Consider the following 14429-nt stretch of genomic DNA (forward strand, 5'->3'; position numbering starts at 1 on the left):
CGGCCACATACAACTCCCCGACCACCCCCGCCGGCACCGGCCGCAACCAGCCATCGAGCACAAACAACGCCGCGCCGGGCACCGGCGAACCGATCGGCACAACCCCCGACCCAGGAACCAAGGGCGCGCTGATCGCCGCATACACCGTGGTCTCGGTCGGGCCGTAGCCGTTGACCATCACCCGCCCCGGCGCCCAGCGCTCCACCACCTCAGCCGGACACGGCTCAGCGGCCACCACCAACGCCGCCGACTCCAACGCCTGCGGGGAGAGCCTCCCCACCGCAGACGGGGTCTGGCTCAACACGCTCACTTTCTCTGAGGCCAGCACGCCCTGGAAGTCCTCCGGCGAGCGGGCCACCTCATCGGGCACCACCACCAGCCGCCCCCCATGCAACAGCGCAGCCCAGATCTCCCACACCGAGTAGTCAAAGGCCAACGAATGACACTGCGTCCACACCTGCCGTGGCGCCAGCGCCACACCGACATCTAGGCCATCGAACAGCCGGGTGACATTGCGGTGAGTGACCGCAACGCCTTTCGGCACTCCGGTGGTGCCCGAGGTGTAGATGAGGTAGGCGATGTCGTCGGGGGTCGGCGTCCGCAACGCCGTGCGCGGATACGTCTGAACCCGGGGGTCGGCGACATCGATCACCGGAAGATCAAACTCCTCTAGCCGGTCGGCCAGCTCGGTGGTGGTGACAGCGGCGATGGGTGCGGCATCAGCAACCATGAAGCCGATCCGGCTCGCGGGCAGCGCCGGGTCGATCGGCAGATAAGCCGCCCCGGTCTTGAGCACCGCCAAGATCGACACGATCGCCTCAGCCGACCGCGAAAACATCAGTGCCACAAATCGTCCCGGGCTCGCACCCCGAGCGGTGAGCAGATGCGCCAGTCGGTTGGCCGCCTCGTCAAGCTCGCGATACGTCATCGATCGGCCGTTGTAGGTCAGCGCCGGTGCCTGCGGGGTGCGCGCCACCTGCGCGGCGAACAACTCCGGAACCGACGAACCGGTCACCGGCAGCGTCAACACCGCCCGATTACCCCACCCATCCAGCCGGGCGTGCTCGGGCTCGTCGAGCAGATCGACCGACGACACCCGCGCGGGCGGCGCAGCGGTAATCGCCACCAACACCCGCCACAACCGCTCGAGGAGCGCCTCGATGCTGGCCGCATCGAACACATCGGTGCGGAACTCCACCGTGCCGCCGATCCCGGCCGGCGCACCGGATTCGCTCCACCGCTCCCCCAGGGAAAACGTCAAATCCATACGCGCCGTCTGGGTATCGATGGGCAGCGGTGTCACCTGCAGACCACCCAAAGCCAGCCCAGTGGCATCACCGTCTTGACCCGTGAAGTTCTGCCAACCCAACAGCACCTGCACCACCGGGTGATGGGACAGGCTACGGGTCGGGTTGAGCCGCTCGACCAACACCTCGAAGGGCACATCCTGATGCTCGAAGGCCTCCAAACTGCGCGCCCGAACCCCCTCCAACAACTCAGCCACCGTGGGATCACCAGCGAGATCAACCCGCAGCACCAAGGTGTTGACGAAAAACCCGACCAAATCATCGAGCGCAGGATCGCGCCGCCCGGCGATCGGAAAGCCCACCGCCACATCAGAAGTGGCGCTCACCTTCGCCAGCAGCACCGCCAGCGCCGCTTGTACCACCATGAAACTGGTCGCGTTGTGCTCACGGGCCGCTCGGGCGACCTGTTGCTGTAGCTCGGCCGGCCAGTCGACGGCCACCGTGGCGCCGTGCTGATCAGCCACCGCCGGATAAGGCCGATCGGTGGGCAGGTCGAGGCGTTCGGGCAACCCGGCGAGGGCTTCCTCCCAGTACGCCAGCTGCGCTGCGATGGGACTGTCGCTGTCGTCGAGCTCCCCTAGCTGCGCGCGCTGCCACAGCGTGTAATCGGCGTACTGCACCGTCAGCGGCGCCCAATCCGGGGCGTGTCCCGCACACCGGCTGGCATAGGACACGCCCAGATCGCGCACCAACGGGGTCAACGACCAGCCATCGGCGGCGATATGGTGCACCACCGCCACCAGCACGTGCTCATCCTCGGCGAGGCGGAAAAGCTGTGCCCGCAACGGAATCTGGTGGCCTAGGTCAAACGTGTAGCGCACCGCCTCCTCGATCGCCTCCGCCAGCCGGTGCGGTGGCCAGCCGGTGGCATCGATGACGTCCCAACCGAAGTCGGCCCGCTCGGCGGGCAACACGACCTGCTGCGGGACCCCGTCGACCGCGACAAACAGTGTGCGCAGGCTTTCATGGCGGGCCACCACATCCGCCAGCGCCGCACTCAACGCCTCCGCATCAAGCTGCCCCCGCAGCCGCAACGCCGCCGGCATGTTGTAAACCGGTGACGGGCCCTGCAATTGCTCCAGGAACCACAACCGGCTCTGGGCGAACGACAACGGAACCACCGCCGGCCGCTGCTCAGCGGCGACCAACGGCTCCAGCTGACCGGTACCCTCACCGATCCGCGGCGCCACCCGAGCAACCGTCGGCGCCTCAAACAGCGTCCGCACTGAAAGATCAGCATCGAGTGCGGAATTGATCGCCGCGATCAGGCGCATCGCCGAGATGCTGTCACCACCAAGGTCAAAGAAGGAGTCGTCGACGCCGACCCGCTCGAGCCCCAGCACTTGGGCGTAGATGCCGACCAGAATCTCCTCGGTCGGGTTGGCCGGGGCCCGGTACTGGCCGGCGGTGTACTCCGGCGCCGGCAGAGCGCGGGTGTCGAGTTTGCCGTTGGGGGTCAACGGAAGGCTCTCCAGCGCTACGACTGCGGCCGGAACCATGTAGGCGGGCAGCCGCTCGGCCAGCACGCTGCGGGCTTCGGTCGGGTCGGCGGTGCCGGTGATATAGCCAACCAGGCGTTTGTCGCCCGGGCGGTCCTCGCGGGCGATCACAGCCGCCTGCTGCACCCCCTCCAGCGCGGCGAGCGCCGTCTGGATTTCGCCGAGTTCGATGCGATAGCCGCGGATCTTCACCTGCTCATCGGCGCGGCCCAGATAGTCGAGCTGCCCGTCGGCGCGCCAGCGCACCACATCCCCGGTGCGATACATCCGTTGTGCCGGCGCGCCGAATGGGCAGGCGACAAACCGCGACGCGGTCAACCCGGCCCGTCGCCAATACCCGACCCCCACTCCGGCGCCGGCCAGATACAACTCGCCTACGACACCGGCCGGCACCGGCCGCAGCCAGGCGTCCAACACGAAAAACGCCGCCCACGTCACCGGCGAGCCGATCGGCGGCGCCCCCGCGCCCGCCGTCAACGGCGCACTCTTCGATGCCCACATCGTGGTCTCTGTGGGGCCGTAGACGTTGAGCATCACGCGCCCCGGCGCCCACCGGTCGACCAGCTGGGCCGGGCACGGCTCTGCGCCGATCACCAACGCCGTCGACTCCAACCGCTCAGGTGATAGCGCTCCCACGGCAGACGGCGTCTGCGTCAGCACGCTCACCTTCTGCCCAACCAGCAAGGCGTGGAAGGCTTCCGGCGAGCGAGCCACCGACTCGGGCACCACTACCAGGCGTCCACCATGCAACAGCGCAGCCCAGATCTCCCACACCGAGAAGTCGAAGGCGTACGAGTGACACTGGGTCCACACCTGCCCGGGGGCCAGTTCCAGGCCGGTATCCAGTGAGTCGAAAAGCTGGGTCACGTTCTGGTGGGTGACCGCTACACCCTTGGGAACGCCGGTGGTGCCGGAGGTGTAGACGATATGGGCCAGGTCATCTGGTGCCGGCCCCGGCAACCCCGTAGCCGGGTAGGCGCCAATCCGGGTGTCGTTGACGTCGATAACGACGACGCCGAACTCGGCTAGCCGCTCGGCCAGCTCGGTGGTGGTGACAGCGGCGATGGGTGCGGCATCAGTAACCATGAAGCCGATCCGGCTTGCGGGCAGCGCCGGGTCGATCGGCAGATAGGCCGCTCCGGTCTTGAGCACCGCCAAGATCGACACGATCGCCTCGGCCGAACGCGAAAACATCAGCGCCACACACTGTCCCGGGCGTGCACCCTGGCCGGCGAGCAGATGCGCCAACCTGTTCGCCGCCTCGTCAAGGTCGCGGTAACTCCACGAACGCTCGCCGCAGCTCAGCGCCACCGCCTGCGGAGTGCGAGCCACCTGCGCGGCGAACAACTCCGGAACCGACGAGCCCGTCAACGGCAGCGTCAACACCGCCCGATTGCCCCACCCATCCAGCTGGGCAAGCTCAGTGGCATGCAGTAGATCCACCGACGACAACTGTCGCGTCGGGTCGGCGGTGACAGCCACCAAGACTCGCCTCCAGCGCTCGAGGAGCGTCTCGATGCTGGCCGCGTCGAACACGTCGGTGCGGAACTCCACCGTGCCGCCGATTCCGGCGGGCGCACCGGATTCGCTCCACTGTTCGGCCAGGGAGATCGACAAATCCATGCGCGCCGTCTGGGTGTCGATCGGCATCGGGGTGACGTGGAGATCACCCAGGGCCAACGCTGCGGTGTTTCGCTCCTGCCAGGGAAAGTTCTCCCAACCCAACAACACCTGCACCAATGGGTGATGGGTCAAGCTTCGGGCCGGGTTGAGCCGCTCCACCAGCACCTCAAACGGCACATCCTGATGCTCGTAGGCGGCAAGGCTGCGCCGCCGCACCTGGCCGAGCAAGTCGGCAAAACTGGGATCCCCGGCCAGATCAACCCGCAGCACCAAAACGTTGACGAAGAACCCGACCAGTTCATCGAGCGCGGGGTCGCGGCGCCCGGCGATCGGGAACCCCACTGCCACTTCGCTACTGGCGCCGATCTTGGACAGCAACGCGGCAAGAGCGGCTTGGACCACCATGAAGCTGGTCGCGTTGTGCTCGCGGGCCACCCGACGAACCTGTTGCTGCAACTCGGCCGGCCAGTTCACCGCCACCCGGGCGCCACGGTAGTCAGCGACCGGTGGATAGGGCCGATCGGTGGGCAGTTCGAGGCGTTCGGGCAACCCGGCGAGGGCATCTTCCCAATGAGCCAGCTGGGCGGCGATGGGGCTTTCGCTGTCGTCGAGCTCACCTAGCTGCGCGCGCTGCCACAGCGTGTAATCGGCATACTGCACCCGCAAGTCGCTCCAACTCGGGACTTGCCCCGCGCACCGGCTGGCGTAGGCCATGCCCAGATCACGGGCCAACGGGGTGATCGACCAACCGTCGGCGGCGATATGGTGCACCGCTGCCACCAGCACGTGTTCGACATCGCCGATGCGGAACAGCCGTGCTTGTAGCGGGATCTGGTGTGCCAGGTCGAACGTATAGCGCGCCGCGGTCCGGATGGCATCCTCGAGCCGGTGTGCCGGCCACTCGCCGGCGTCGATGATGTCCCAACCGAAGTCGGCCTGCTCAATGGGAATAACCACTTGCTGGGGTATGCCGTCGCGAGCGACAACCAATGTGCGCAGGCTTTCATGGCGGCCGACCACGTCGGCCAGCGCCGCACCCAGCGCGTCGGCGTCAAGCCGCCCCCGCAGTTGCAACGCCAGCGCGATGTTGTAGATCGGCGAGGGCCCCTGCAATTGCTCCAGGAACCACAGCCGGCTCTGGGCGAACGACAACGGAAGCACCGGTGGCCGCTGTCCTGCCACCAACGGCTCCAGCCGATCCGCATCGCCACCGATGCGTGGCGCCAACTGGGCAACCGTGGGCGCCTCGAAAACGGTGCGCACTGAAATATCTGCGTCCAGCGAGTTGTTGATCGCCGCGATCAGGCGCATCGCCGACAGCGAATCCCCACCCAGGTCGAAAAACGACTCATCCACACCGACCCGGTCCAGCCCGAGTATTCGGGCGTAAACGCCTGCCAGGATCTCCTCGACCGCGCCGACCGGAGCGCGATAACGATCGGCATCCTGGTACTCGGGGGCCGGCAGCGCCCTACGGTCGAGCTTGCCCGATGAGGTCAACGGAAATTCCTCGAGCACCACAATGTGCGTCGGCACCATGTACTCGGGCAACCAGGCGCTCAATCGCTGACGGACCGCGTTGATTTTCGTATTGGTATGCGGGTCATTGGCATAGGTGCCGCGTCGGTGGTCCCCGGCGGTTGGTAGGTAGAGGTCGGCGAGTGCTGTGTCGTGCTGCCGGTGGGAGTCGGTAGCGGTGATGAAGACGGCATCAACCGTGCCGGGTCGGGCGCCCCAGGTGACGGCAACGTGGTATCCGTTGGCTTCACCGAGGCGATGCAACTCTTCGGGGACAGCGGAATCGGCGGGGGCGGTGGCTTGGGCGAGTGCGTCTGGCACAGACAGCCCGGCGGCCAGACCGCGCTCGATGTCCACGTCGCTGATCAGTCCGGTGCGGGGGATCTCGGTGACGCGGACAACGGCGGGACGTTGGGATACGAACCGATCTTGTAGGTCACGCAGGCGTGAGAATTCGATCCACGCCCAGGTGGGTGCGGCGGCCAGTGAGCGCACCCGTGTCGGGCTTTTGTGGACGACGACTTCGTAGCGATAGCGGCTCAGCTCGTTATCGGCCCATCCGCGTTTGACTTGGATATCGAGTCCGGCCACCGCCGGATGCTCCGCGGCCCAGGTGGTGAAAAAGTCTGGGGCCAACAGCAATTCGGGTTCGCCGAGCATGGCGCGGTGTACCCGTTGGCGGATCTCGGCGGCGTCGGTCGCCGCACTGCGGACCAGTGCGATACCGGTCTGGAAAGCACTCTGCAGGCTGTGGTTACGGATGTCGCCGATGAACAGTGCTCCGCCGGGTGCCAGCAGATCCATGGCGTTGTCGATGACCTCCGCCAGATACCCCGCATTGGGGAAATACTGGACGACCGAGTTGAGAATGATGGTGTCGAAGTAGCCCTGCGGCAAGCCCTCGGTGACGTGGGCGGGCCGGACCATCAACTCGACCCGGTCGCGCCACGGGATCTGCAACTTCTCCAGCGTGCGGGCCAGTTCGTCGATGACCACCGCCGACATGTCAGTGCCGACGTACTGCTCACATTGCGGGGCGATCTGCGACAACAACAGCCCCGAACCCACGCCGATCTCCAGCACTCGCCGTGGCTGCAGGGCGACGATCCGGTCCACGGTGGCCGAACGCCACTCCTGCATCTCCTCAAGAGGAATCGGATCATCGGTGTAGCTGCTGTTCCAGCCCCGAAAATCCATGCCGAACTCCGAGCGCTGTGTCTCAGCGCCGTAGAGGTCGTCATACAGGTGTTGCCACTCTTCGACGATTTCGGCGTCGTGATCGCCGGTAGTGCTGTGCTCGAGGGTGACGTAGGCGACGAGATGGGCGCCGGTATTGCTGTGTTGCACCGTGGCGGCGGCCTGGGTGACCTGCGGGCAGGCCAGCAGCGTGTTCTCGATTTCGCCTAGCTCGATGCGCTGTCCACGCAGCTTGATCTGGGTGTCGGCGCGGCCCAGATAGTCCAGGGTGCCGTCCGGGGTCCAGCGCACCAGGTCGCCGGTGCGGTACATGCGAGTTCCGGCGTCACCGTAGGGGTTGGCGACGAACCGTTCCGCGGTCAACTCAACTCGGCCCACATAGCCGTGCGCCAGGGCCGGCCCGGACAGATACAGCTCACCGACAACCCCAGTCGGGGCAGGGTTCAGCCAGGCGTCGAGCACCAGCGCGCACACCCCAGGGATCGGGGCGCCGATGTGAATCGGCTGCCCCTCGGACAGGCTCGCGCAGGTGACCCAGATCGTGGTCTCGGTCGGACCGTAGCCGTTGAACATCCGCCGGCCCGGCGCCCAGGCCGTCACCAACTCCTCCAGGCAGGCCTCTCCGACGGCGACCAGTGTGTCCAGCCCGTCCAGCCGCGCGCGATCCAGCGACGACAGCACCGTCGGGGTCAATATGGCCGCGCCGACCTGCTTGTCCTGCAGCAACGCGGTCAGCGCCTCCCCGGCGTACACCCCCGGCGGCGCCACCACCAGCGCGGCCCGCGATTCCACCGCCAGCAACAACTCGCCGATCGACGCGTCAAAGGTCGGCGAAGCAACCATCAGCACCCGGGCATCTGCGCTCAGGCCGAACAGCTCGCGCTGGGCCGCAGCCCAACCCAGCAGACCGGCGTGGCCGACGGCCACCCCCTTGGGGGCCCCGGTGGACCCCGACGTGAAGATCACGTATGCGGTGTTGTTGACCTCCAGCGCCGCCAACCGGTCGGCGTCGGTAATCGGATCCGCGGAGCGCGCCGACACATCCAACCCGTCGATGCGCATCACCGGGCGCTCCCCGCCTGCGGCGAGATCGTCGGCACCGCAAGTCAATACGCACACCGCATCGGCCGCGTCCAGCACCGTGGCAATCCGCTCGACCGGATGCGATGGATCCACCGGGGCATACACCCCACCGGCCTTGACCACGGCCCACCAGGCCACGACCAATTCCACGCATCGATCCATTGCCACGCCCACCGCACGCTCCGGACCGGCGCCCGCCTCGATCAGCACCCTCGCCAGCCGAGTCGACCACCGATCGAGCTCGCGATACGACAGCGTGCGCGTACCGTCCACAATCGCCACCGCGTCGGGGTCGGCCGCCACCGCCGCGGCTAACAGCTGAGGCGCCACCCCGACCGGCGCCGCCACCCCAGCGCCAGACCACCGCGACAGCACGAGCTCGCGCTCACCACGGTCCAGGAGATCCACCGACGACAGACGCCGTGTGGGATCGGCGGTCATCGCCAGCAAAACGCGGCGCAACCGCTCGATGACTGCCTTGATGGTGGCGGTGTCGAAGACGTCGGCGTCGTACTCGACGTGCAGGTCGAGCTCGCGGCCTGGCAGAGCTTCTACGGTCAGCGGGTAGTGGTTGTATTCGCGGTTGGTGAACTCGGTGATGGCCAACTCGTCGACGCCCAACGGCACGTTGGTTTCGATGGGGTAGTTCTCGTATACGAAGAGCGTGTCGAAGAGTCTTTCGTGGCCGGTGACGCGATGAATCTCGCTCAGCGCCAGGTGCTGGTGCTCGAGCGTGTCGTTATGGTCGTTTTGCAGCTGGTCCAGCAGATCTGCGGTGGTCGTTACCGCTGTGATGTTGGCCCGCACCGGCACCGTGTTGATCAACAGGCCGACCATCGATTCCGCGTCGCCGACCTCCACCTGGCCCACCCGTGACCGCGGGGTGCCGAAGGTGACATCGTGCTGACCCGTCAGCGAGGTCAGCACCAGCGCCCAAGCACCCTGCAACACGGTGCTGACGGTGGTATGACATGAGCGCGCAAACCCGTTGATGGCGCGCGTGGCCTGCTCCGGGACCCGGAACGACTCAACACCTCGCCGTCCTGCCCCTAACCGATCCTGCGGACCGACCAGTGTGGGAGTGTCGAAGTCGGCGAGTACCTCGCGCCAAGCCGCGCGAGCGGCGTCGAGGTCTCGATCGGCCAGCCAGGTGAGAAACGTCCGATACGACCGGGCTCCGGGCAGTCGCTGCCCGTAATAGCTGGCGAATATTTCGCGGAGCAGGATCGGCATCGACCAGCCGTCCAGCACGATGTGGTGATTCGTCAGTACGAACCGGTGCCGGTCTTGTGCCGTGCGGATCAATGCGGCTCTGAAGGGTGCCTGGTTGGCGAGGTCACATACCGCGGCGCGTTCGGCCACGCACAGCCGTTGGATCAGCTCATCTGCGTCGACGTCGATGCCGGCGGTCTCGACGCTGAGATCTACATACCGCCACTCCACCGCTGGGTCAGCCGGGATGATCTGCACCGGTTCCTCGAACCGCTCGCAGAATCGGGCCGCCAGGTGCGGGTGCCGATCGACCACCGTATGCACCGCGTCCCGCAGACGGTCGGGGTCGAGCCGGCCGGCCACCGTGAACTCCAGCTGGACCGCATACAGTTCACTCGATTCGCCGGGGCCCTGCGCACTGCTCGCGTGAAAGAGAAGCCCCTGCTGCAGGGGGGTCAGCGGCAGCACGTCGGCGATCCGGTATTGCCGTTGCAGTTCGTCGAGCTGGTCCTGGCTGAGGCGAGCAGGCGCAATATCCGACGGCGTCAACCCGCCTCCACCGGATCGCACATGCGCGCAAATGCCGGCCAGGGCGTCAAACCACAGCTGGCTGAGCCGGGTGATCTGCGGGCGATCAAGCGTCGAGGGCGCCCAGGCCCAGTCGGCGTGAAGGCGAGGGCCAGTGTCGGTGTCGACGGTGCCGGCGTTGAGCTCCACAGTGTGCGCAAGCGGCATGGGCACCGCCGCGGCGGCGCCGGTCAACGACAAGCCTTCCTTGCCGATCCGCCAACCATCACCCGAGACGTCGGCCGTCGCGCCCAGGCGCCCGAGATAGTTGAACCCGATCGCCGGGTCGGACCCATCGAGGTCGACTTCGGTGTTCAGATAGCGCAGCAGACCGTAGCTCAAGGGGTGCGGTAGGGCCCGCAGCTGTTCTTTGGCGTCCTTGATGACGGCCGCCAGTGCCGGTGCACCGGACATCACTTGCGCCCACCGCAGCCCGCCCACCCTCAACGACACCGGGTATTTGGTGGTGAACCACCCCACGGTGCGCGACAGATCCATAGCCGAGGAAAGCTCCTCGTGGCGGCCATGGCCCTCGACGTCGATACTGAGCGGCGCGGTGCCGTTACCCAAGAACTCCGCCGCCGCCAACGCGAACGCAATCAACAAGATGTCGTGCACTCCGGCGTGAAACGCCGCAGGCACCTCACCCAAGAGCATGCCGGTGGTCTCCACATCCAACGACACCGACAACCGACCGGCGTTGGCATACGTGTCCACCGCAGGACGTACCGCGGGCAGCGCGGTGTGTGCCGCCGCCACCTGCTTCCAGGCGTCGGCCTGTTCCACCACGTGAGGGCTATGCGCGTGCTCCGCCAACAGCTCCGCCCACCGGGCGAAGGACGTCCCGCCGGCCGGTACTGCCACCGGTTGACCGGTGCGATGCTGCGCCCAGGCGATGTTCAAGTCCTCCAACAAAATCCACCACGACACCGCATCGACGGCCAAATGATGAACGATGAGCACCAACTGGCCGGTCGAGGCGATCCAGAGCGCGCGCAGCATCACTCCGGCGGCCGGGTTCAGCCGTGACCTCGCCTCCACCACCGCCGCATCGGATAACAGCTCCACCGCTTGCAGACACTCACGGGCATCCACCGAACCGGGCTCTGGCACCGTCAACGACCAGCCACCCGCGCCGTCGTCATCGGCTCGCAGCCGCAACATGCCATGACGGTCCAGCAAGGCTTGCAACAGGATTACCGCGTCGAGCTCAGTAGCCTCGGCTGGAGCCTGCACCACCACCGTCTGGTTGAACTGCTCCACGGGGCCGTCCACGTCGCGCAGCCACCGCATGATCGGCGTGGCCACTACCGGCCCGACGCCCTCGTCCACCAAGCCGCCATCACCGTCTGTCACCGCGGCGACTCGGGCCAGCCGGGCCACGGTCTGCTCGACGAAAACATCATGCGGCCGACACATCAGGCCCGCGGCACGCGCCCGCGCAGCCACCTGCATCGCCGAAATGCTGTCGCCGCCCAGCTCGAAGAACGACTCGTCGACGCCGACGCGTCCCAGTCCGAGCACCTGTGCGTAGATGCCGGCCAGGATCTCTTCGACCGCATTGTCCGGAGCGCGGTAGTCACCGATGGTGTATTCGGGCGGCGGTAGGGCGCGGGTGTCGAGTTTGCCGTTGACCGTCAACGGCAGCGCTTCCAACACCACCACGGCCGAGGGCACCATATAGGCGGGGAGGCGCTGCGTCAGTTGGGCGCGTATCTCGCTCGGGTCGGCGTCGCCGGTGACATAGCCGACCAGGCGCTTGTCGCCCGGTCGGTCTTCGCGGGCGATCACCGCCGCCTGATCCACCTCGTGGAGCGCGCTCAATGCGGCCTGAACTTCGCCGATTTCGATGCGGTAGCCGCGGATCTTGACCTGCTCGTCGACGCGCCCTAGATAGTCCAGTTGCCCATCGGCGCGCCAGCACACCAGATCCCCCGTGCGGTACATCCGTATTCCCGGCACTCCCGCGCCACCGAACGGGCAAGCGACAAATCGCGTCGCGGTCAGTCCCGCCCGGCGCACATACCCGACGCCAACTCCGGCACCGGCCACATACAACTCCCCGACCACACCGACCGGCACCGGGCGCAACCACCCATCGAGCACAAACAACGCCGCCCCTGACACCGGCAACCCGATCGGCACAAAGCCCGGCCCGGGTGTCAACGGCGCGCTGATCGCCACACACATCGTGGTCTCAGTCGGACCGTACGCGTTGACCATCACCCGTCCGGGCGCCCACCGGTCCACCACCTCGGGCGGACACGCCTCACCGGCCACTACCAACGCCGATTCCAGCCCCTGCGGCGACAACATCCTCACCGCCGACGGTGTCTGGGTAAGCACGCTGACCTCTTCCGAGACCAACATTTCGTGCAGGTCTTCCGGCGAGCGCGCCACCCCTTCGGGCACCACCACCAGTCGCCCGCCGCGCAACAGCGCACCGAAGATCTCCCACACCGAGACATCGAAAGCCAGTGAATGACAATGCGACCACACCCCCGGCGCCGGCAGGCCGGCACCCAACGACGCCAACAGCTGGGTCACGTTTCGGTGGGCGACCGCCACTCCCTTGGGCACCCCGGTGGTGCCCGAGGTGTAGATGAGGTAAGCGACGTCATCAGGGCTCGGCGCCGGTAACGCTGTGCGGGGTTGGGTACCGACCACGGGGTCATCGATATCGATCACCAGCAGCTTGTGCTCATCTAGCCTGGGACGCAGCTCAGCGGTGGTGATCACCGCCACCGGTGCGGCATCGGCCAGCAAGAACTCGATCCGCGTCGTCGGCACCGCCGGGTCGACGGGCAGATAGGCCGCCCCCGTTTTGAGCACCGCCAACATGGCGACGACCGCTTCGGCCGAGCGCGAAAACAGAAGCGCCACATACTGTCCGGGGCCCACCCCGTGACCTGCCAACAACGAGGCCAACCGGTCGGCGGTGTCATCGAGTTCCCGGTACGTCATCGACCGGCCTTCACATACCAGCGCCACCGCTTCCGGGGCGCGGGCCACTTGTGCGGCGAACAACGCCGGAACCGACAGGGACACAACGGGAGCGGTGGCTAGCGCCGCCCGATTAGCGAGGCCGTCCAATCGGGCACAGTCGAGTTCATCGAGCAGCCCCACCGACGACAATGACCGCTCGGGATCGGCGGCCATCGCGGCCAATAACCGCTCTAACTGCTGTGCCAAGCTGCGGAGATCACAATCAGCAAACGAATGCGCCGTGCCCGGCGTGCTGAGAAAGAGCCGATCATCGTCCCTGAAAAAGACGAGCCCGAACTGATCTCCCAGCGCAGCATGTGTCAAGGTTCCCGACGCCGCAGCATCACCAAAATGTCCAATATGCGTGGTGGGAATGAAATTGACAACGACACGATTTGACACCTGCCCCCAACCGCGGAGGCCCGCCTTGTTCTCAAGAACTTGCACCGGGAACCGCTGATGTTGCAGCGCTTCTCTCATTCGCGTGTCGACGTGCCTACAAAAATCAGCGACGGCAAACTCCGGCGAAGGTCTCAACACGAGCGGCACAAAGCCGGTAACCATTCCGGGCACAGCCTGCACTCGTGGACTCACACGCCTGCTCACCGGAAAATCGAGCACCACCTCGGGACCGTCGGCATGGTATTCACGCACCAGCAGCGCGCACGCCGCAGTGATCACGGAGGCTCGACGCACACGCAACGCACGCGCCATTTTGTGAGCCTCGGCGACGACCGAAGGATCCAATTGAATCGGTTCAGGAAATCCGTCGGGGTCAGTGCCGCCGCCCCCGGTGCGCGTCAACTGATAAGGCGGTGCAGTTTCCAGCGGGAGATTTCTAGTCCAATAGGCTTGATCGTCGAGATAATCGGTGGATGCTTCGTATTCCAACTCGGAATCAACCAGATCAGGCAGCGATCCGAAGAAAGCGGGTGGTATCGAAGTACCCGAAGAAACTGCATTATAGATTTCCTCGACCCGGTGACAAACCAGAGCGACACCGATTCCGTCTGCCACTATATGGTGGCAGCAGACAAACCAATAGAATTCGTCCTCCCGTGTCTGTATCAACGCAAATTTGAACAGCGGTCCAGTAAGCGGCATGACGTTGCTTTGGATCGAGGAGGCTATCCGATAGGCGCCCTGTTCAGGATCCTGCGAGCCCGAAAGGTCATAGCGGGCAAGCTCGACATCGGGACAATCCACGGTCTTTTGGAAGACCTGGCCATCCGCCTCGAAGAAGACAGCTCTGAGTGGTTCCGCCTCAGAAACGACTTGACGGATCGCCGACCCAAGCAAATCCGGGTCTAGCGAACCTTCGATTCGCACAAGAAAACCAATGTGCCACTTCGCGCCGAGGCCGCTCGCCTCCGTGGCGAGCCATATATCCAGCTGTCCGCGCGTCAGCGGATGTACGCGATCAGCCATCCCCATCCAA

At 66.0% G+C, this 14429-nt stretch carries 1 protein-coding gene; it reads right to left on the minus strand.

Going from position 1 to position 14429, the window contains the following annotated elements:
• A partial coding sequence (locus AU187_RS20105) for a non-ribosomal peptide synthetase (RefSeq protein WP_156442391.1) occupies positions 1–14425 on the minus strand: 14425 nt, incomplete at its 3' end.
• Positions 14426–14429 lie beyond the last annotated feature (4 nt).

The organism is Mycobacterium sp. IS-1556 (assembly GCF_001499985.1).
In the GTDB taxonomy this organism is placed as follows: Bacteria; Actinomycetota; Actinomycetes; order Mycobacteriales; family Mycobacteriaceae; genus Mycobacterium.